This is a genomic window from Paenarthrobacter sp. NPDC018779 (genome assembly GCF_044391085.1).
Classification (GTDB): Bacteria; Actinomycetota; Actinomycetes; order Actinomycetales; family Micrococcaceae; genus Arthrobacter.
Genome location: NZ_JBIRZS010000001.1, coordinates 339,373 through 357,931, shown reverse-complemented (window position 1 = coordinate 357,931; position 18,559 = coordinate 339,373). Strand labels below are relative to the sequence as shown.

At 63.7% G+C, this 18,559-nt stretch carries 21 protein-coding genes; 10 read left to right on the top strand and 11 right to left on the bottom strand.

Annotation, left to right across the window (positions count from 1 at the left end; genetic code table 11):
* Window positions 1-223: 223 nt before the first annotated feature.
* Together ACH488_RS01675 and ACH488_RS01670 are read right to left on the bottom strand one after the other, a co-directional pair.
* Window positions 224-976 carry an SDR family oxidoreductase gene (locus ACH488_RS01675; RefSeq protein ID WP_397321807.1) on the bottom strand — a complete coding sequence of 251 codons (753 nt, stop codon included), beginning with the start codon at window positions 974-976 and terminating at the stop codon, window positions 224-226.
* Between the two features lie 124 nt (window positions 977-1,100).
* Window positions 1,101-1,826 carry a beta-ketoacyl-ACP reductase gene (locus tag ACH488_RS01670; protein WP_397321806.1) on the bottom strand — a complete coding sequence of 242 codons (726 nt, stop codon included), beginning with the start codon at window positions 1,824-1,826 and terminating at the stop codon, window positions 1,101-1,103.
* Window positions 1,827-1,980: 154 nt separating this feature from the next.
* Between ACH488_RS01670 and ACH488_RS01665 the strand changes: the two genes are divergently transcribed.
* The 4 genes from ACH488_RS01665 to ACH488_RS01650 are packed head-to-tail and all read left to right on the top strand — an operon-like array spanning window position 1,981 to window position 4,092.
* Window positions 1,981-2,490: a DUF3099 domain-containing protein gene (locus ACH488_RS01665; protein ID WP_397321805.1), complete on the top strand. Its 510-nt coding sequence runs from the start codon at window positions 1,981-1,983 to the stop codon at window positions 2,488-2,490.
* A complete protein-coding gene (locus ACH488_RS01660) occupies window positions 2,487-2,756 on the top strand; it encodes a hypothetical protein (RefSeq protein WP_397321804.1) in 270 nt (89 codons plus the stop codon). Before ACH488_RS01665 ends, ACH488_RS01660 begins: the two co-directional genes overlap by 4 nt.
* Window positions 2,757-3,623 carry an SURF1 family protein gene (locus ACH488_RS01655; RefSeq protein WP_397321803.1) on the top strand — a complete coding sequence of 289 codons (867 nt, stop codon included), beginning with the start codon at window positions 2,757-2,759 and terminating at the stop codon, window positions 3,621-3,623. It abuts the gene before it with no gap.
* On the top strand, window positions 3,607-4,092 hold the full coding sequence (locus tag ACH488_RS01650) for a YbaK/EbsC family protein (RefSeq protein ID WP_397321802.1): 486 nt from the start codon (window positions 3,607-3,609) through the stop codon (window positions 4,090-4,092). Before ACH488_RS01655 ends, ACH488_RS01650 begins: the two co-directional genes overlap by 17 nt.
* Before the next feature lie 6 nt (window positions 4,093-4,098).
* Here ACH488_RS01650 and ACH488_RS01645 read toward each other — a convergent pair whose 3' ends face one another.
* Window positions 4,099-5,697: an ABC-F family ATP-binding cassette domain-containing protein gene (locus ACH488_RS01645; protein ID WP_397321801.1), complete on the bottom strand. Its 1,599-nt coding sequence runs from the start codon at window positions 5,695-5,697 to the stop codon at window positions 4,099-4,101.
* Between the two features lie 255 nt (window positions 5,698-5,952).
* Between ACH488_RS01645 and ACH488_RS01640 the strand changes: the two genes are divergently transcribed.
* The 3 genes from ACH488_RS01640 to ACH488_RS01630 are packed head-to-tail and all read left to right on the top strand — an operon-like array spanning window position 5,953 to window position 7,933.
* Window positions 5,953-6,576, top strand: coding sequence for a biotin transporter BioY (locus ACH488_RS01640; protein ID WP_397321800.1), 624 nt, complete (start codon window positions 5,953-5,955; stop codon window positions 6,574-6,576).
* Window positions 6,576-7,298, top strand: a complete 723-nt coding sequence (locus ACH488_RS01635) for an energy-coupling factor ABC transporter ATP-binding protein (RefSeq protein WP_397321799.1) — start codon at window positions 6,576-6,578, stop codon at window positions 7,296-7,298. Before ACH488_RS01640 ends, ACH488_RS01635 begins: the two co-directional genes overlap by 1 nt.
* Entirely contained in the window at window positions 7,295-7,933 is a 639-nt protein-coding gene (locus tag ACH488_RS01630) for an energy-coupling factor transporter transmembrane component T family protein (protein ID WP_397321798.1), read from the top strand. Before ACH488_RS01635 ends, ACH488_RS01630 begins: the two co-directional genes overlap by 4 nt.
* On the opposite strand, the gene ACH488_RS01625 is transcribed toward ACH488_RS01630, so the two are convergent.
* Together ACH488_RS01625 and ACH488_RS01620 are read right to left on the bottom strand one after the other, a co-directional pair.
* Window positions 7,930-9,129: a thiolase family protein gene (locus ACH488_RS01625; RefSeq protein ID WP_397321797.1), complete on the bottom strand. Its 1,200-nt coding sequence runs from the start codon at window positions 9,127-9,129 to the stop codon at window positions 7,930-7,932. The genes ACH488_RS01630 and ACH488_RS01625 overlap by 4 nt on opposite strands.
* Window positions 9,122-10,510 (bottom strand): class I adenylate-forming enzyme family protein, encoded by a 1,389-nt coding sequence (locus tag ACH488_RS01620; protein ID WP_397321796.1) that lies wholly within the window; start codon window positions 10,508-10,510, stop codon window positions 9,122-9,124. The genes ACH488_RS01625 and ACH488_RS01620 overlap by 8 nt, the downstream gene beginning before the upstream one ends.
* 61 nt (window positions 10,511-10,571) lie before the next feature.
* On the opposite strand from ACH488_RS01620, the gene ACH488_RS01615 reads away from it, so the two are divergent.
* Entirely contained in the window at window positions 10,572-11,474 is a 903-nt protein-coding gene (locus ACH488_RS01615; RefSeq protein ID WP_397321795.1) for a neutral zinc metallopeptidase, read from the top strand.
* A gap of 80 nt (window positions 11,475-11,554) precedes the next feature.
* Here ACH488_RS01615 and ACH488_RS01610 read toward each other — a convergent pair whose 3' ends face one another.
* From ACH488_RS01610 to ACH488_RS01585, 6 genes are read right to left on the bottom strand one after another with little or no spacing between them, the layout of a single operon-like run.
* Entirely contained in the window at window positions 11,555-11,887 is a 333-nt protein-coding gene (locus ACH488_RS01610) for a metal-sulfur cluster assembly factor (RefSeq protein WP_144658786.1), read from the bottom strand.
* Window positions 11,888-11,900: 13 nt separating this feature from the next.
* Window positions 11,901-12,686: a Fe-S cluster assembly ATPase SufC gene (sufC, locus tag ACH488_RS01605; RefSeq protein WP_397321794.1), complete on the bottom strand. Its 786-nt coding sequence runs from the start codon at window positions 12,684-12,686 to the stop codon at window positions 11,901-11,903.
* A 43-nt stretch (window positions 12,687-12,729) separates the two neighbouring features.
* Window positions 12,730-13,086 carry a non-heme iron oxygenase ferredoxin subunit gene (locus tag ACH488_RS01600; protein WP_387438439.1) on the bottom strand — a complete coding sequence of 119 codons (357 nt, stop codon included), beginning with the start codon at window positions 13,084-13,086 and terminating at the stop codon, window positions 12,730-12,732.
* Between the two features lie 37 nt (window positions 13,087-13,123).
* Entirely contained in the window at window positions 13,124-14,425 is a 1,302-nt protein-coding gene (gene sufD, locus ACH488_RS01595; protein WP_397321793.1) for a Fe-S cluster assembly protein SufD, read from the bottom strand.
* A 2-nt stretch (window positions 14,426-14,427) separates the two neighbouring features.
* A complete protein-coding gene (gene sufB / locus ACH488_RS01590; protein WP_144658782.1) occupies window positions 14,428-15,903 on the bottom strand; it encodes a Fe-S cluster assembly protein SufB in 1,476 nt (491 codons plus the stop codon).
* Window positions 15,903-16,724: a helix-turn-helix transcriptional regulator gene (locus ACH488_RS01585; protein ID WP_397321792.1), complete on the bottom strand. Its 822-nt coding sequence runs from the start codon at window positions 16,722-16,724 to the stop codon at window positions 15,903-15,905. The genes sufB and ACH488_RS01585 overlap by 1 nt, the downstream gene beginning before the upstream one ends.
* A gap of 110 nt (window positions 16,725-16,834) precedes the next feature.
* On the opposite strand from ACH488_RS01585, the gene ACH488_RS01580 reads away from it, so the two are divergent.
* On the top strand, window positions 16,835-17,794 hold the full coding sequence (locus tag ACH488_RS01580; protein WP_397321791.1) for an ABC transporter ATP-binding protein: 960 nt from the start codon (window positions 16,835-16,837) through the stop codon (window positions 17,792-17,794).
* Entirely contained in the window at window positions 17,791-18,555 is a 765-nt protein-coding gene (locus ACH488_RS01575) for an ABC transporter permease (RefSeq protein WP_397321790.1), read from the top strand. Before ACH488_RS01580 ends, ACH488_RS01575 begins: the two co-directional genes overlap by 4 nt.
* The last annotated feature ends 4 nt before the right edge of the window (window positions 18,556-18,559 follow it).

The following is an 18,559-nucleotide window of genomic DNA, read 5'->3' as shown; positions in this document are numbered from 1 at the left end:
AAGGCAAAATATTGAACGCAACTACGGACGCAGGCGCATTGCCGAGTCAATCAGATAGCGAACTTTAATGCAAAATTAGAATCACGAAACAAGTTAATGAAATTCGTGACGAAAGAATGGCAATAATTTATAAAATTGTCATTGAGTGATGAGCGGCGGACGTAGGTCCGGTTAAAGCGAAAGAGGCCCGGGACGCCGTCCCGGGCCTCTTTCGCGCGTGCCGCTACTGCTCGCTCTTGCCGAAGTAATCGGCGCCACCAACGTATTCGGTGTGGCCCGATTCGACGTCGGCCGTGACCATCTTGGCAACTTCGGCGGCAAACTCTTCCACCGAGTACAGCTTTCCGGCCTCTGCACGGCGTGCCTCGATGGCTCCAGGGTTGGAACGGTCAAGCAAGGTGGCCGTGACCGTGCCTTCGATCATGTCGCCGGAAACGACCACCAGCGAAATGCCCTTGTTGGCAAGGTCCGGCAATAGGGCGCGGAGCGCATCCTCACCAGCCCTCTTGCTCTTGGCGACGGGCTCGTACTCAGGCATGGTGGGAACGGTCTCCACGAAGTGCGCCTGGTGGCTGGTCACGAAGACCACCCGGGAACCTTCGGGCATGAGCGGTACGGCCGCGTTCAGCATGTTGACCTGGGCATCGCGGTTGAGCTTCAAGGCGTAGCCCTCCTCCATGCCCGTTTCCATGCCGCCGGAAGCGTTCAGGACCAGGACATCGAGCGATCCGAACTCCTCCATGGCGGCACTGGCCAGGGCATGGACTCCTTCATCCGTGGTGAGGTCCGCCCCCACGGCGGCCGCGCGTCCACCGGCGGCCTCGATCCCGGCCACCACTTTGTTGGCCCGCGGGGCCTTCTGGCGGTAGTTGACGACGACGGCGGCACCCTCGCCCGCGAGGATCTTGGCAACTTCGGCTCCAATGCCGCGGGAAGATCCCGTGACGATTGCAGTCTTGTTATCCAGCGTTCCCATACGTGCTCCTTTTGTTCACTTCATCCAAAAAACTGTGGGCTCGGATTCCATCTTGCCAGCGCGTGCTGGAAAGTTGCTTGTGGAGCACCAACAAAAACTGCCTGATCGGCTAGTGCAGCGACGGCTAGTGGCCCATGCCCAATCCGCCGTCAACGGGGATGACGGCACCGGAGATGTAGGCAGCCTCATCACTGGCAACCCAGCGCACCACGTTGGCTACCTCGGCGGCCTCGGCAAAGCGACCGGCCGGAACGCTGGCCAGGTACGACTTCTGTGTTTCCTCGGGGAGTTCGGCCGTCATGTCGGTGTTGATGAATCCTGGCGCCACCACATTCGCGGTAATGCCGCGGCTGCCGAGTTCACGGGTGAGCGATCGGGCGATGCCAACCATGCCGGCCTTCGAGGCCGAGTAGTTGATCTGTCCCGGCGCGCCGTAAAGGCCGGATACCGAAGAGATCAGGATGACGCGGCCCTTCCGAAGACGGATCATGCCCTTGGACGCCCGCTTGATGACCCGGAACGCACCGGTGAGGTTCGTGTCCAGGACGGAGGTGAAGTCGTCTTCGCTCATCCGGAGCAGCAAGGTGTCCTTGGTGATGCCGGCATTCGCCACCAGCACTTCCACCGGCCCATGGGCCTCCTCGACCGCCTTGAACGCGGCATCGATTGACGCTTCGTCGGTGACGTCCGCCTTCACACCCAGAATCCCTTCAGGGAGTTCTGATTCGCTACGGTAGGTCACCGCAACCTTGTCGCCATTGGCCAGGAAGGACTCGGCGATCGCGAGGCCGATCCCGCGGTTGCCACCCGTGATCAGGACGCTGCGGCCGGTGGATACTGCTTCAGACATTCATTCGCTCCAGGTTCTGCGGCATGGGTGTGCCACGGTGAAGAGGGGTTTTACCTGCCTCGATCTTAGCCGCCGCACCCGGCAACGCGCGGGTAACCGGTCTGGCCAGCGGTTTGGGCCAGTACCACGATGGTGAGAGAATTGATAGGAGCCTTTGGAGCGTGATGATTCAGCTGTGACACGAGAGAACAGTCCCATGCAGCAGGTGCCCGGGGATCCGGACGCTGTTTCCAGCGACCCCGAAGTGCACAGCATCACGGACGCCGCTACCGCGCATTCCGAGGACATGCGTCAACGGATGATCAAGTACTCGCTGGCCATGGGTATTCGCATGGTGTGCATCATCCTGATCTTCGTGGTGGATGGCTGGTTCAAGATCGTCGCGGTGGCGGGCGCAGTGTTCCTGCCGTGGATCGCTGTAATTATCGCCAATGGCAGCGATATGGCAGAGGACCACAGTGAGTCCTTGCTGGACTATGTTGCCACGCCCGAAATCGAGGGATCGCAGCAACCAGCCGAAGATGAACCCGAGGAAACGGTCACAGTCCTCCAGGGAGAGCTGGTGGACGACGATCCGGACCAGGACAGCACTCCGCCCCATGGCACCACCGACACACCATCTACGAAGGCCGGGAACGCCGGCGACGAACGGGCGGCTTCATGAACATCTTCACCCTCGGCGGCCTTGGTCAAGGCGACCAGGAGGCCGTACCTGAAAAGGCGCTGTGCTCCCGCAAAGGCTGCCGCGATGGCGCAAGTTGGCAACTCCTGTGGAACAACCCACGCATCCACACGCCGGAACGCCGGAAGGTGTGGCTGGCATGTGGCGAACACCGGGCGTGGCTCGAAGACTATTTGCAAACGCGCGGACTGTGGAAGGAAACGGTGCCGTTCGAGTCGGACGAGGCGTCCGTAGGCGGGGCCCGCTGAATGTACCGCTTCCTGTTTTCCAGCAAGTGGCTGGGCTATTTTGTCCTGGCCGTCATCTTCGCTACGGCCTGTGTGTTCCTCGGGCGGTGGCAAATGGACCGGCGCGCGGAAACGCTGGCCGAAATCAACCGCGTGGTCAGCAACTATTCGGCCACCCCGGTGCCCTTCGCCTCCATCAAGGACGAGTTCCGTCAACTCGATCCCGAGCGCGAATGGACTCAGGTGGAACTGCGCGGAACCTACGATCTTGACGGACAGCGAGTGGTCCGGAACCGGCCGTTGAACGGCCAGCCGGGCTACGACGTCGTGGTTCCTTTCCGCCTGACCACCGGCGAGGCCGTAGTGATCGACCGTGGCTGGTTGCCGATCGGCAACAACACCCCCGGAAGGCCCGACGTCGTGCCATCGCCTCCCACAGGTGAGGTCACCGTGGTGGCCCGCCTCAAGCCTTCGGAACCGAAGCTGGACCGCGGGGCGGTGGAGGGGCAATTGGCGTCGATCGATTTGCCCGGGTTCGCTGGTGAGTTGCCCTACAAGATTGAAACGGGCGCCTACGGCCAATTGGCGAGCGAAACACCAGCCGTGCAGCCCATGCCCACGCCATTCCCTAAACCGGCAACGGAAGAGGGCACCCACTTGTCCTACTCGCTGCAGTGGTTTGCCTTCGGCGTCCTGATGTTCATCGGGTTCGGCTACGCCGCCCGGCAGCAGGCGCGCAACGCAGCGATCGATGCCGAAGATGAGGACGACGAAGAAATCATGTCCGCTGCTGCTCCCCGCAAACGCCCTGCACCCGCGCCACGAAAGAACAAGCGCCGTACGTCCGAAGAAGAGGAAGACGCGATCCTGGATGCCCAAGGCTACTGAGAGAATCCACGATCCCGTCCAAACCGTCAGGACCGCCCTCACTGCGCTTGGGGCCAAGGACACGGTCCGCGTCTTCGAAGAGAAGGTCCCGACGGCGGCGGCAGCAGCTTCCGTACTTGGCTGCGAGGTCGCTGCCATAACCAACAGCCTTGTTTTCGAAGCGGACGGCGAACCTCTCCTGATCCTTGCGAGCGGCGCCGCGAAAGTGGACACCACACTGGTGGCCCGCCAACTGGAGACCGGCAAGATCCGCCGCGCCACCCCGGAGTTCGTCCTTGAACACACCGGACAGGAAGTGGGCGGAGTGGCGCCCGTAGGCCACCCCCAGCCGATAAGGACCATCCTGGACAGCTCGTTGCGGGATCACAGAGAACTGTGGGCCGGCGCAGGAGACCACAACTCCATGTTCTCCATCACCTACGAGGACCTGCTGCGCATTACCGGCGCGACGGAGCTCCCAGTGCGCTAGCCGGCCTTAAGCCAGCGTGATCAGGTCCAGGTAATCCTCGTTCCAGTGGTCCTCGACGCCGTCGGGCAACAGCACTACGCGCTCGGGGTTCAGCGCGGCGACTGCGCCCTCGTCGTGGCTCACCATCACCACGGCGCCGGTGTAGTTCTTCAGGGCGCCAAGGATTTCCGCGCGGCTGGCAGGGTCCAGGTTGTTGGTGGGCTCATCGAGGAGCAGAACGTTGGCGCTGGAAGCCACGATGGTTGCCAGGGCCAAGCGGGTCTTTTCACCACCGGAGAGCACACCGGCGGGCTTATCCACGTCATCGCCGGAGAACAGGAACGAACCCAGGATGCCGCGGACCTCGGCATCCTTCATGTCCGGCGCCGAGGAACGCATGTTCTCCAGCACTGTGCGGTCGTGGTCCAGGGTTTCATGTTCCTGGGCGTAGTAGCCGACTTTGAGGCCATGTCCAGGGATGATGTCGCCGGTATCCGGCGCGTCCACTCCTGCGAGCATGCGCAGCAGCGTGGTCTTGCCCGCACCGTTGAGGCCCAGGATGACCACCTTTGAGCCGCGATCGATCGCGAGGTCGACGTCGGTGAAGATCTCCAGGGAACCGTAGGACTTGCTGAGGCCCTCCGCCGTCAAAGGCGTCTTGCCGCAGGGCGACGGCTCGGGGAAGCGCAGCGCTGCCACCCGGTCCTGCTCACGGACAGCCTCAAGCCCACTGAGCAGGCGCTCGGCACGCTTGGCCATGTTCTGCGCGGCCACGGCCTTGGTGGCCTTGGCACGCATCTTGTTGGCCTGGTCCAGGAGGACCTGGGCTTTCTTCTCGGCGTTCGCGCGTTCCCGGCGGCGCGCGCGCTCGTCGGTTTCGCGCTGCTGGAGGTACCGCTTCCAGCCCATGTTGTAGTAGTCGATCTGGGCACGGTTGGCATCAAGGTGGTAGACCTTGTTCACCGTTGCTTCGAGCAGCTCCACATCGTGGCTGATGACGATGAGTCCGCCCTGGTGGTTCTTCAGGAAGTCGCGCAACCACGTGATGGAATCAGCATCCAGGTGGTTGGTGGGTTCGTCCAGCAGCAGCGTTTCTGCGGACGAGTACAGGATCCTGGCCAGCTCCACGCGACGACGCTGGCCGCCGGACAGCGTTTTCAGGGGCTGGTTGAGGATGCGCTCGGGCAGGGCGAGGTTGGAAGAAATAGCAGCCGCTTCCGCTTCTGCTGCGTACCCTCCGCCTGCAAGGAATTCGGCCTCCAGGCGGTCATAGCGGTTCATGGCCTTGCGCTGGACAGCTGCGTCCTCGCTGGACATCTCCGCCTGGGCTTTCTTCAGCTTGCCAAGGACCACATCCAGGCCACGGGCGGAGAGGATGCGGTCCCGTGCCAGCTGCTCCATGTCCGGGGTACGGGGATCCTGCGGAAGGTACCCAATCTCGCCGCTCCGCGTCACCTTGCCGCCTGCGGGAAGGCCCTCCCCCGCCAGGACACGGGTCAGGGTGGTCTTACCTGCGCCGTTACGGCCAACCAGCCCGATCTTGTCCCCTTTGTCCACCCTGAAGTTAACCTGGTCCATCAGCAGGCGTGCGCCGGCGCGGAGTTCGAGTTCCTGGACGGTAATCAATTCGGGTGATGCCTTTCAACGGGGAACGCCTGCGGGGCCGGTGGGCCGGTGGTTGCGGCGGGGACGGCCGTGAGAACGGCCTGTCCAAGTCTACCGGCAGGCTGGCCGGGACCGGACATCGGGAGAAACTGTGCCACCCACCAAAGATTGCCCGGGTGCCTTTGTGGAGAGACTCCAAAATAGGTGCTCCCACGCCTCCGTATTCTCGAAGTGTGGGCCCCAACCCACCATCACTGCAGCTACCAAGGAACCCCCATGACTCAAACCAATCCGGCTCCCCCTGCGCGCACTGTTGCCCGCAAGCGGTGGACAGCCACGGACCTCGGCCTCATCGCCGTCTTTGCGGCCCTCGTGGCCGCTTCATCGATTGTCCCGGGCATCCCCGTGGGCGCCCTGGGCGTGCCGATCACCCTGGTGACCCTGACTGTCATGCTCAGCGGTTTGGTGCTGGGCGCCGGGCGCGGTTTTGCCGCCGTCGGGCTTTATGTCCTGTTGGGGCTGGCAGGACTGCCGATCTTCAGCGGCGGACGCAGCGGACTGGGCATCCTGGCAACTCCCTCCGCGGGCTACATCATCGCTTTTCCCCTGGCCGCCGCCGCGACAGGCGCCCTGGCTGCCGTGATCATCCGGAAGACGGTGCGGTTCCGTGCGCTCCTGCTGTTCGTTGCCACCATGGTCAGCAGTGTGGTCATCATCCACGGGCTCGGCGTCCTGGGCATGATGGTCAACGGCAAACTCGATTTCACCAAGGCATTCATCGCGGACCTCCCCTACTACCCGGGCGATATCCTGAAGAACGTCCTCGCGGTCCTCATCGCGGTGGCTCTCCATAAGGCATTTCCGGACGTGCTGGTACGCCGGGTCAAACAGGCAGGCTAATGAATTCCATCAACTTCAGCGGGGTCTCCGTCCGTGTTGCCGTGGACGGCGCGGCGACGGACAAGACCCTGCTGCAGGACGTGTCCCTCGGCCTGACCGAACGGCGCATTGGTGTCATCGGGGCCAACGGTTCCGGCAAATCCACCTTGCTGCGCCTGGTCAACGGCCTGGTGGAGCCGACTGCGGGGTCGGTAACGGTCCATGGAGAGGACACCGTGGCTGCCGTGCGGCGGGTCCGGGCCAACGTGGGCTTCGTGTTCACCGATCCTTTCTCGCAGCTGGTGATGCCCACGGGACGCGAAGACGTGGAATTGTCCTTGCGCCGTTCAGTGAAGAACGGGCGCGAGCGTGCCCTCCGGGCCGAGGCGGTCCTGGACCGTTTCGGCATCCTGCACTTGGCAGACCAAAGCATCTATGAACTCTCCGGCGGCGAGCGGCAATTGTTGGCCCTGGCAGCCGTCCTTGCGGTGAATCCCAAAGTGTTGGTCCTCGACGAACCGTCAACCTTGCTGGACCTGCGGAACCGTGAGCTGCTTCGGCGCACCATCGCCGGGCTCGAACAGCAGGTGATCATGTCCACCCATGACCTGGAACTCGCCCAGGACATGGACCGTGTCCTGGTGGTCGAGTCGGGCCGGATCGTCTTCGACGGCGTCCCCGCCGCGGCCATTGCCCATTACCGGGAACTTTGTGCCGCAAGCATTGAGGGGACCACGCCGTGAGGGGCCATGGCTTCCTCATCGCGAACTACGTCCAAGGGGACTCGCTGATCCACAAGACTCCCTTGTGGTTGAAGTTCCTGGTGGTGGCGGCCTGCGGGGCCGCGTCCTTCCTCATTGTCGACTGGGCTGTTTCGCTGGCGGTCTTCGGGGCCATGTGTGCCTTGTTCCTGCTGAGTGGAGCAGGCCCCCGCCGCCTCGCACGGGTGGTCTGGATGGTCACGCCGATCGTGGCAGTCATCGGATTGTTCCAATGGTGGCAGCTTGGCGGCCCCACCGCGGCCAGGATTGTGCTGAATGTCCTGGTGTGCGTCGTCGCTGCCTCTGTCCTTACGGCCACTACACCGGTACAGCAATTGCTGGATGGTGTGGTTTCGCTGGCCCGGCCCTTTCAACGCTGGGGGGCGGATCCCGAGCGCTTCGCACTGACCATCGCCATTATGCTCCGGAGCATTCCGTTCATTGCCGGTGCGTTCTCCGATGTCCGGGACGCCGCGAGGGCACGCGGACTTGAGCGCAGCCCACGCGCGCTGGTGCTTCCTGTCTTCATCACCACGGTGGCCTATGCCCGGCACACCGGGGACGCACTTGCTGCCAGGGGTCTTGGCGAACCCGACGAGGAATCAGAGCGCCGCTAGAGCCTCGCGTACCGCAGAAGGGCAGACGTTCCCATGCCCCCGGCAATGCTGATCATCGCCAGCCCCAGGGACTCGGCGCCCCCGGAGTGGTAGCGATGCCTGGCCTGGGACATCAATCGCGTCACGAGCACTGCACCGGACGCACCGTAAGCGTGCCCCAAAGCCAGCGCCCCACCCTCCAGGTTGGCTGCCGCCGGGTCGATCCCCAGCTGGTCCAGGCAGGCGATGGTCTGAGAGGCAAACGCCTCGTTGAATTCCACCAGGTCCACGTCCCCGGCCGAAAGGTCCGCGTGGGCAAGGAGCCGTTTGGCAGCATGGGCGGCGCCGATGCCCAATAACTCCGGGTCCACTCCTGCGGTATCGCAATCCAGGACCAGCAGGGCGTCCTGCGCACCCATCGACCGTGCCCGGTGGAGCGAAGTAACAACGACGGCGGAGGCCGCATCGGCGTCAAAGCACGAGTTCGCCGCGGTAACCGTTCCGCCAGAGACGAACGCCGCCGGGAACCGCGCCATCAGGGACGGGTTGAGCGACTTCCTGGGTCCGTCGTCCTGGGCGACAGTGGTTCCAGCGCTGGCCAGGGGCACTATTTCGCCCTCGAAGCGGCCGGCCACGGCAGACGCGACGGCACGGCGGTGGCTTTCCAGCGCGTAGGCATCCTGCCGTTCCCGATCGATGCCGAAATGACGGGCCACATTTTCGGCGGCCACCCCCATATCCGGGTCACCAAAGTCGCTTGGCACGAAGCTGGCCCTGGAGTAGAAGTCCAGGCCGCCGTCGTCGTTCCGGTTGGCGCGTGCGGGCGCCGTACTGACGCTTTCCACTCCGCCGGCGATGAACAGGGGGCTGCCCCCGGCGGCAACCAACCGAGCCGCCATGGATATCGCATCCAGGCCTGAACCACACTGCCGGTCGATGGTCACGCCGGGAACGCTGACGGGAAATCCTGCCTGGAGCGCAGCGAACCGGGCCACGTTGCCGCCACCGCCCACTGCGTTGCCGATGATAACGTCGTCCACCAGAGCCGGGTCCACCCCGGCATCCTCAACCAGGGCCGCCAGCACCGGAGCCAGCAGATCCCCGGCCCGCAGGTGTTGTAGCCGGCCGTTGGCACGGCACACGGGCGTCCGCAACGCCGCAATGATGACGGCCTGCCGGGAAGGATCGGAGGCCACCCGGCTGTCTGCCTTAGCCAAGGGGCTGGACCCGCGGATCGTGGTTCTTGATCCAATCCAGAAGCACCTTGCGGCTCACCTTGCCCCGGTCCGTCATGGGCAGCTCGGCCATGACGAAGTACTGCAGCGGCCATTTGTCCCGTGGCAGTAATCCATCCAGGCCCGTGCGAAGCTGGGTGGCTGTGACAGCACCGTACGCGGGCACGATTCCCGCGACCACCCGTTGGCCCCTGATGTCATCCGGGGCCCCGGCGGCGACGGCGGATGCAATGCCCGGCACGGAAGCAAGGGCGAGCTCCACCTCGTGCGGGTAAACGTTCTTGCCCGCGGTGATGATCATGTCCGCCCGGCGGCCGAGGATATGCAAGGTGCCATGATCCAGGTAGCCCTGGTCCCCTACCGTGTACCAGCCGTCGAGGCAGCGAAGGGCGTGGCCGTCATCGCCCCACAGATAGCCGTTGCTGACCATCCCGCTCCGGACGCTGATGTTTCCATGCTGTCCGGGCTCGAGCTCGTTCCCGGCGTCGTCAAGGATCCTTAGGTCCACCCCAGGGAACGGGCGCCCGATGCCGGTCCCGCCAATGTCCAACGGCTCCCCGGCGGCCAGGCGGGTGCCGGACACGAAGCTCAATTCAGATGCTCCGTAGTACTCGAAAATCACCGCGTTGGGAGCCCAGCGGCGGGCGGCCTCCAACGTACGGGCATCGAGCTTGGAACCGGCGGAGACGATGCTGCGGATCCCCGAGGCGTCCACATCGCCGGCCAGGCCGCGTTCGCTGAGGAGGCGGAGCATGGTGGGGGCCAACACGAGCCTGGTGATGCCGTCGTGGCTGATGGCCGCGTGGGCGTCGCCAACATCGAAGGTCTCCAGGGTATGGAACGAGGCTCCCGCGTAAAGGCACTCGGACAATGCGTAGAGGTTCAGGGATGCCGAAAGCGGCCCGGGAGCGAGTGTGTGGTCGTCCTGTTCCAAGCCGAAAAATTCGATGGAGGCATCGAAGGAGACCTGCCAGGAACGGCGCGAACGGGTGAAGGCCTTGGGAATGGAAGTCGTACCGGAGGTCAGTCCAACGAGGAACGTGCTGGCGGGATCGCCGTCCACCAGTTCCATGGCGGCAACCGTCTCCGAGTCCTGGACCCTGGCGGCAACCTCCTCAACCATGGCCGCGGGCCATGCTGGGTCGAGGACCGCGCAGCGGCGGGTCCCCGCCACGGCGGCAACGTAGCGTTCAATGAAGGGGACAGAGTTCTGTTCGGCCAGCACCATAGTGGCACGGGTGTCCAGAAGGTCCGTGGCGGCGTCGCGGAGTTCCGCCCAGGTGAGCCGGCTGCTTCCCACAACCACGGCCGTGTGGTGCGGGCGTTCATCGGCCCAGAGCTGAAGTTTGTCCAGGAAAGGCATCCCCGCAATTTTACGGCAGTGTCCCCCGTCAGGCATCAAAGGTGACGTCTATTCTGGCTGTATGAGTTTCAATGACGGCGCACAACTGGATCCCTCGCAGGTTGAAGACCGACGCGGCAGCGGCATAGGACGCGGAACCAAGATCGGCGGCGGGATCGGGGGCGGCATTGTGGCCCTCCTGCTCGTGCTCTTGGGAGTAAATCCCAACATCCTCGGTGACATCACCGGCGGCGGCCAGCCACCCGCCGTCGAGAGCGGAACCGGAACAGGCGGCGTCCAGGAATGCCAGACAGGTGCGGATGCCGACAAGCGGCTTGATTGCCGCATCACCGGGACGGTCAACAGCCTCAACGCCTTCTGGCCCGCATATCTGGCCGACTACAACGTGAAGTACTCGCGGCCGGGGACGGTCATCTTCGACCAAGTCACCAGTACAGGCTGCGGGCAGGCGACCACTGCCGTAGGGCCCTTCTATTGCCCTGCCGACGTCAAGGCCTACTTCGACCCTGGTTTCTTCGACGAGTTGGTGACGCGGTTTGGCTCCTCCGGCGGACCCCTCGCGCAGGAATACGTGGTGGCGCACGAATTCGGGCACCACATCCAGAACATCCTTGGCAACCTTGACCGGGCTCAACAGGATCCCCAAGGCCCCCAATCCGGCGGAGTGCGGGTGGAACTGCAGGCCGACTGCTATGCCGGCCTGTGGGTGCGTTACGCGTCAACGCAGGCCGACCCTGCAACGGGAAAGCCCTTCCTGGACCCGATCACCCAGCAGGACCTGCAGGATGCCCTCTCCGCTGCATCGGCAGTGGGCGACGACCGCATCCAGAAGGCGGCCACCGGCAGGGTCTCACCGGAGTCCTGGACGCATGGTTCCAGCGAACAGCGGCAGAAGTGGTTCTCCCAGGGCTACTCCACCGGAGACATCAACAAGTGCGACACGTTCGGCGTCGCCACGCCATAGCCGAAGGTTAAACGGAAGTGGTTCCGGGCATAAGCCCGGAACCACTTCCTTTGTCCGCCTACAGCGGGACAGCCAGCTGATCAGATGTTGAAGCCGAGGGCCCTCATCTGGTCCTTGCCGTCGTCGGTGATCCGTTCGGGACCCCATGGCGGCATCCATACCCAGTTCAGGCGCCAGTCATCGACGATGCCGTCCAAGGACTTGCCAACCTGCTCTTCCAACACGTCCGTCAGCGGGCAAGCCGCCGTGGTGAGTGTCATGTCGATCAGGAGGGCGCCGTCGTCGTCCGAGTACTTCAGGCCGTAAAGCAGGCCCAAGTCAACGACGTTGACCCCAAGCTCAGGGTCGATGACGTCCTTGAGCGCTTCCTCGACATCTTCGAGGCTGGTGCGCGCAGCGTTGATTTCGGTCATAAGGCGATCCTAACTAGGCCTGGGCGGCAGGAGCAACAGCGACGCCGGCACCTGCGGCGTAGCGGTCGTAGCCTTCTTCTTCGAGGCGGTCGGCGAGCTCGGGGCCGCCTTCTTCGACTACCTTGCCGTCAACGAAGACGTGAACGAAGTCCGGCTTGATGTAGCGCAGGATGCGGGTGTAGTGGGTGATGAGCAGCGTGCCCATGTTGCCCTGGGCGTGTGCCCGGTTGACGCCTTCGGAAACCACCTTGAGGGCGTCGACGTCCAGGCCGGAGTCGGTTTCGTCAAGCACGGCGAACTTGGGCTTGAAGAGCTCGAGCTGCAGGATCTCGACGCGCTTCTTCTCGCCGCCGGAGAAGCCTTCGTTGACGTTGCGCTGGGCGAAGTCGGCGTCGATGCGCAACTGCTGCATGGCTGCCTTGACGTCCTTGGTCCAGGTGCGGAGGGCAGGAGCTTCGCCGTCGATGGCGGTCTTGGCGGTGCGCAGGAAGTTGGTCATGGTGACACCCGGAACCTCCACCGGGTACTGCATGGCGAGGAAGACGCCTGCACGGGCGCGCTCGTCAACGCTCATCTCCAGGACATCTTCGCCGTCCAGGGTGATGCTGCCGCTGGTCACCGTGTAACGCGGGTGGCCGGCGATGGTGGAAGCAAGCGTGGACTTGCCGGAGCCGTTGGGACCCATGATGGCGTGGGTTTCGCCGGTCCTGATGGTCAGGCTGACGCCCTTCAGGATCTCCTTGGTGCCCTGCTCCGTCTCGATGCTGACGTGCAGGTCCTTGATCTCAAGAGTAGACATGCTCTTCTTTCTTTCCGTTCGTAAGTCTGGCGGTACTGGGCGCTCAGTAGTTGTTTACCGGAGCGCCGTTCACAACGTTGGTCACGTCCACGTAGACGTCGTCGCCATCGATGGTGACGGCGAAAACCGGGACGGGGTCGTAGGCAGGCAACTGCAGGGGCTGTCCGCTGCGCAGATCGAACTGGGAACCATGGCCCCAGCATTCGATCGCGCAGCCTTCGATTTCGCCTTCGGACAACGAGATGTCAGCGTGCGAGCAGGTGTCTCCGACGGCGTGGATTTCGCCCATCGAGTCCTTCACGATGGCTACGGGGTAGTCATCGATCAGGACGCGCAATGCCTGCTTGACCTTGATGTCGTTGGCGTTGCACACCAGTTCGCCCTTGATGTGATCACTCATGGTTGTCCTGTTGGCCTGTCCTGGTTGTCGGTAGACGTTAGTTGTCGGTTGCAGCGAGCTCGCGCTCAACGGCTTCGGTCAGCCGGTCCTCGATGGCCGGAACCTTGATCTTCTGGATGATCTCGTTGAGGAAGCCACGGACCACGAGCCTGCGGGCAACGTCTTCCGGAATACCGCGCGCCATCAGGTAGAAGAGGTGCTCGTCGTCGAAACGGCCCGTGGCGCTGGCGTGGCCCGCGCCTTCGATGAGGCCCGTCTCGATTTCGAGGTTCGGCACGGAGTCCGCACGGCAGCCATCGGTCAGCACCAGGTTCTGGTTCTTCTCGTAGCTGTCAGTGCCTTCGGCGTTCTTCTGGATCAGGACATCGCCCACCCATACGGTGTGCGCACCCTTGCCCTGCAGCGCGCCCTTGTACAGCACATTGGAGACGCAGTTGGGCTGCCCGTGGTCAACGTACGTGCGGTGCTCAAGGTGCTGGCCGGCGTCGGCGAAGTACAGGCCGAAGAGTTCCACTTCGCCGCCGGGGGCTGCGAAGCGGGCCGTCGGCGTGACGCGGACGAGGTCGCCACCGAGGCTGACGACGATGTGCTTGAACTTGGCGTCACGGCCGATCTTGGCCTGCTGCGAGGAAGCGTGAACCGAATCATCGTTCCATTCCTGCAGCGAAACGACGGTGAGTTCCGCGCCGTCTTCGAGGATGATCTCCACGTTCTCGGACACGACGGCGGTGCCTTCATGGCCCAGGACCAGGACGGCCTTGGAGAACTTCTCCGCAACCACTACCACGTGCTGGGCGGCGGCCTCCGTGCCGGAACCCGCGAGGGTGACACTGATCTCCGATTCGAGGGAGGTCTCCGAGGGAACCGTGATGACGGTAGCTTCCTTGAAGTTGGCCCAGGCGTTCGCGGAGACGCGGTCCTCGGGAATGCCTGCCTGGCCAATGCGCTGGTCTTCCCGACCCACGGTCTCAACCGTCACGCCGGCGGGGGCGTTGACGGACACGGCCGGAGCAGCGCCGGTCAGGGCTTCGCTGTGCAGCCCGCGGAGGCGGCGCAGCGGCGTGAACCGCCAGTCCTCTTCGAGGCCCGTCAGTGCCTTGAAGTCCTCCACGTTGTAGGACGTCAAGCGTCCTGCGCGTGAGCTGTCCGGGACGCCGACGCCGCCGCCGTGCGAGTGGCCCTTCGCCGATGCACCGGCGAGGGGGCCAGCAGAAGGCTGTTCCGTCGTCGAGCCGGCGTTGATCGGCGAAAGGTTTTCGCCTTCTTCGGTGAAGCCGTCGATAAAGGGCTGTGCTGAGGGCGCGCCGATGCGTGCCTTTTCAGTAGTGATATCAGTCATTGTTAACCGACGGATCCTTCCATCTGAAGTTCAATCAAGCGGTTGAGCTCGAGGGCGTATTCCATGGGCAGTTCACGGGCGATCGGCTCGATGAAGCCGCGCACGATCATGGCCATGGCCTCGTCCTCCGGCATGCCGCGGGACATCAGATAGAAGAGCTGCTCTTCGCTGACGCGGGAAACGGTAGCCTCGTGGCCCAGTACGACGTCGTCCTCGCGGATGTCGATGTACGGGTAGGTGTCCGAACGCGAAATCGTGTCCACCAGAAGCGCGTCACAACGTACGGTGTTGGCCGAGTGCTTGGCACCTTCGCGGACCTGGACCAGGCCACGGTAAGCGGCACGGCCGCCGCCGCGGGCCACCGACTTGGAAATGATGGAGCTCTTGGTGTTCGGAGCGATGTGCACCATCTTGGAACCGGTGTCCTGGTGCTGGCCCTCGCCGGCGAAGGCGATGGACAGCGTCTCACCCTTGGCGTGCTCGCCCACGAGGTAGACGGCCGGGTACTTCATGGTCACCTTGGATCCGATGTTGCCATCTACCCATTCCATGGTGGCGCCCTCTTCGCAGATGGCGCGCTTGGTGACCAGGTTGTACACGTTGTTGGACCAGTTCTGGATGGTGGTGTAGCGGACGCGTGCGCCCTTCTTCACGATGATTTCCACAACTGCCGAGTGCAGGGAGTCCGAGGTGTAGATCGGAGCCGTGCAGCCTTCGATGTAGTGCACATACGAGTCTTCGTCGGCAATGATCAGTGTGCGCTCGAACTGGCCCATGTTCTCCGTGTTGATACGGAAGTAGGCCTGCAGGGGGATGTCCACGTGGACTCCCTTGGGAACGTACACGAACGAGCCACCGGACCAGACCGCGGTGTTCAGCGAGGCGAACTTGTTGTCGCCCACGGGGATCACGGTGCCGAAGTACTCCTGGAAGATCTCCGGGTGTTCCTTCAACGCGGTGTCGGTGTCCAGGAAGATCACGCCCTGGGCTTCGAGGTCCTCGCGGATCTGGTGGTAGACAACCTCGGACTCGTACTGCGCCGCAACGCCCGAAACCAGGCGGCTGCGCTCAGCTTCCGGGATACCCAGCTTCTCGTAGGTGTTCCGGATGTCCTCGGGCAGGTCTTCCCAGGTGGCTGCCTGCTTCTCGGTGGAGCGCACGAAGTACTTGATGTTGTCGAAGTCGATGCCCGAGAGGTCTGCACCCCAGGTGGGCATGGGCTTGCGGTCGAAGTACTTCAGGCCCTTGAGGCGGAGGTCGAGCATCCATTCGGGCTCGCTCTTCTTGTCGGAGATGTCACGGACAACCTCCTCATCGAGGCCACGGCGGGCGTTGGCGCCGACGTCGTTCTTGTCGGCCCAGCCGTACTCGTAGTTGCCGATGCCATGCAGCTCGGGATTCTTTTCCAGAATCTCCGAGATCACAGTGCCGTCAGCTACCGCCTTCTCTGCTGTTCCTTCAGCTAATTGACCCGTCATCACGGCCTTTCTTGCTGGTTGTTTGATTCCTTGGACAGGTTTCCGGACTGCTCTGCGATGTCGGGGAGCATCGTGGCAGCCGGTCGCCCGGTAGGTATGTGGGTGGTGCAGACGTGACCGCCTTGCGCCAAGGTGGACAAGCGGCGGACATCGACGCCCACCAAGCGGGAGAACACCTTGGTTTCGGTGTCGCAGAACACGGGAAATTCCGCCGCGAGCTGCTGGATGGGGCAATGCCCCTGGCACAGTTGGACGCTCGAGAATTCGGCGGGCAAGGGAGCCTTGGCCTCAATGGAGTGGGCGGAGGCGACGTAGCCGTCCCGGCTCAGTGCCTTGGACAAAGCCACTGCGCGGGCTCCTATGTCCTCACCGGCAGCGGCCACCTCGGGCGCATAACGGCGTTCCATCTCGGCGAACCGTTCTTCCGCATAATCCCGCACCGCGTCTTCTCCCGCGATATCCTGCAGGCGGCGCAGGGCAGAGGTTGCGATGTTCAGGTAGTCGTCGCCCAGCTTGGACTGGCCCTGTGAACTGAGGACGTACCGCCGTGCCGGACGGCCTGCACCGGCTCCGGCCTTTGCGACGCGCTTGACTTCGATGACGCCGTTCCGTTCGAGGTGGTCTAAGTGCCGGCGTACGGCCGCAGGGGTGAATCCAAGCAGGTCACCGAGTTCTGCGGCGCTGACAGGTCCGTTTTCCAGGACGGCGGCAAGGACGCGGTCGCGCGTACGGTCTTCAGCATCCGGCAGCGAAGGCACGGGCGCAAGGGGCCCGTCCGCCGCAGCATGCCGCTTCGAGGGCATGGAAACTGGAGTGCTCATGGAATACACAACACAATCATGTCGTAATTTCATTCCGGGCTCCAGTAAGGCAAGACTGACCTTGCCCTACCCGCCGCATGTGACCGTACTACTTCGCGTAGAATACTTTGGTGCGATCCACCGACTCCCCTGTCCTCACCATAGACGGACTCATCAAGGATGTTGGCCCCCTGGCCTCCCTTGACGGCAAAATGCTCAGGGTTGTGAGTGGCCTTTCCCTGGTAGCGGAGCGCGGGCAAATCACCGCCCTCCTTGGCGCCAACGGTGCCGGCAAGACCACCACCCTGGAGTGCGCCCAAGGTCTGCAGAAACGGACAGGGGGCACCATCTCGCTCCTCGGCGAGGACCCGGACACCGCGGGCGCGGAACTGCGCTCACGCGTTGGTGTCATGCTCCAGGACGGCGGCCTCCCGCCGTCGGCCCGCCCCCTTCCCCTGCTGCGCCATGTGGCGGGCATGTACGCGAACCCCATGGACCTTGACCTGCTGGTGGAGCGGCTCGGCATCAACCAGTTCAGCAGGACCAACGTCCGCCGCCTGTCAGGTGGACAAAAACAGCGGCTTGCCCTGGCCGCCGCCCTGGTAGGCAACCCGGACATCCTCTTCCTGGATGAGCCGAGCGCGGGCCTGGACCCGCAATCGCGCCAGATCGTTTTCGACCTTATCGCCGAACTCCGCGACGCCGGGATGGGCATCGTGCTCACCACCCACCTGATGGACGACGCCGAGCGGCTCGCCGATTACGTCTACATCATCGACGGCGGACACAACGTCGCCGAAGGAACGGTTGCCGAGCTGTTGGCCCACCACCATTCGACCGACATCGCGGACAGGACACTCTTCTTCGACGGACCTGCCGGAATGGACTTCAGCGCAGTTCTCCGGACAGGCCTCCACGTCACCGAAACGAGGGCCGGCAGCTATTCGGTCAGCGGCGCCCTGACTCCGGCGGACCTGGCAGCCCTGACCGCGTGGTGGGCAGAACGGAACATCATGCCTGCATCCCTCCGCCTTGAAGCACGCAGCCTGGAGGACGTATTCCTGGACATTTCCGGAAGGGACCTTCGATGAGCAAGCTCCTGGCACCCAACGCCGGTCCGGCCTCCCTTTCCCGCCGCATCGTTCAACAGGGCAAGTACGAGACCATCACCATGCTCCGCAACGGGGAGCAACTTATCCTGGCCATTGTGTTGCCGCTCATGGCCTTGGTAGGCCTGTCGGTGACTCCCTTGCTGGACGGGCTTGGCGGCTCCCGCGTGGACATCGCGACGCCGGGCATCCTGGCACTCTGCGCCATGTCCACGGCTTTCACGGGCCAAGGCATCGCCACAGGATTCGACCGCCGCTATGGAGTTCTGCGCTTCCTGTCCACCACCCCGCTGGGCCGGGGTGGCCTGATCGCGGGAAAGATCCTGGCTGTATTGGTGGTGTTGTTCCTGCAGGTAGTGGTGGTAACCATTGTTGCCGGATTGCTGGGGTGGCACCCCGCTCCGGCAGGGTGGCTGCCCGGGCTGGCATTGTTGGTCCTCGGAGCTGCAGCGTTCACCGCGCTGGGGCTGCTGGTTGCGGGTACGGTGCGCCCGGAAGCCACGTTGGCCATTACCAACCTCCTGTGGATCCTGCTCGGCGCCCTGGGTGGGATTGTTGTTCCAGCCGAGAGACTCCCGGCTCTGGCCCAGAGCATCGTGCATTTCCTCCCCTCCGGCGCCCTGGGACAGGCGCTGCGCGAGGCGTTCCTGCACGGAGCCATCGCCTGGCCGGCCGCCTTGGTCCTGCTGCTGTGGACACTGATTGCGGGCGCCGCGGCCATCCGCTGGTTCAAGTGGAACTGACCAC

Bases quoted from the DNA above. Each gene is read 5' to 3' on its own strand.
- ACH488_RS01675 (WP_397321807.1), bottom strand. From the start codon at position 976: ATGGGAACGCTGGATAACAAGACTGCAATCGTCACGGGATCTTCCCGC.
- ACH488_RS01670 (WP_397321806.1), bottom strand. From the start codon at position 1,826: ATGTCTGAAGCAGTATCCACCGGCCGCAGCGTCCTGATCACGGGTGGC.
- ACH488_RS01660 (WP_397321804.1), top strand. From the start codon at position 2,487: ATGAACATCTTCACCCTCGGCGGCCTTGGTCAAGGCGACCAGGAGGCC.
- ACH488_RS01655 (WP_397321803.1), top strand. From the start codon at position 2,757: ATGTACCGCTTCCTGTTTTCCAGCAAGTGGCTGGGCTATTTTGTCCTG.
- ACH488_RS01650 (WP_397321802.1), top strand. From the start codon at position 3,607: ATGCCCAAGGCTACTGAGAGAATCCACGATCCCGTCCAAACCGTCAGG.
- ACH488_RS01640 (WP_397321800.1), top strand. From the start codon at position 5,953: ATGACTCAAACCAATCCGGCTCCCCCTGCGCGCACTGTTGCCCGCAAG.
- ACH488_RS01635 (WP_397321799.1), top strand. From the start codon at position 6,576: ATGAATTCCATCAACTTCAGCGGGGTCTCCGTCCGTGTTGCCGTGGAC.
- ACH488_RS01620 (WP_397321796.1), bottom strand. From the start codon at position 10,510: ATGCCTTTCCTGGACAAACTTCAGCTCTGGGCCGATGAACGCCCGCAC.
- ACH488_RS01615 (WP_397321795.1), top strand. From the start codon at position 10,572: ATGAGTTTCAATGACGGCGCACAACTGGATCCCTCGCAGGTTGAAGAC.
- ACH488_RS01610 (WP_144658786.1), bottom strand. From the start codon at position 11,887: ATGACCGAAATCAACGCTGCGCGCACCAGCCTCGAAGATGTCGAGGAA.
- sufC (WP_397321794.1), bottom strand. From the start codon at position 12,686: ATGTCTACTCTTGAGATCAAGGACCTGCACGTCAGCATCGAGACGGAG.
- ACH488_RS01600 (WP_387438439.1), bottom strand. From the start codon at position 13,086: ATGAGTGATCACATCAAGGGCGAACTGGTGTGCAACGCCAACGACATC.
- sufD (WP_397321793.1), bottom strand. From the start codon at position 14,425: ATGACTGATATCACTACTGAAAAGGCACGCATCGGCGCGCCCTCAGCA.
- sufB (WP_144658782.1), bottom strand. From the start codon at position 15,903: ATGACGGGTCAATTAGCTGAAGGAACAGCAGAGAAGGCGGTAGCTGAC.
- ACH488_RS01585 (WP_397321792.1), bottom strand. From the start codon at position 16,724: ATGAGCACTCCAGTTTCCATGCCCTCGAAGCGGCATGCTGCGGCGGAC.
- ACH488_RS01575 (WP_397321790.1), top strand. From the start codon at position 17,791: ATGAGCAAGCTCCTGGCACCCAACGCCGGTCCGGCCTCCCTTTCCCGC.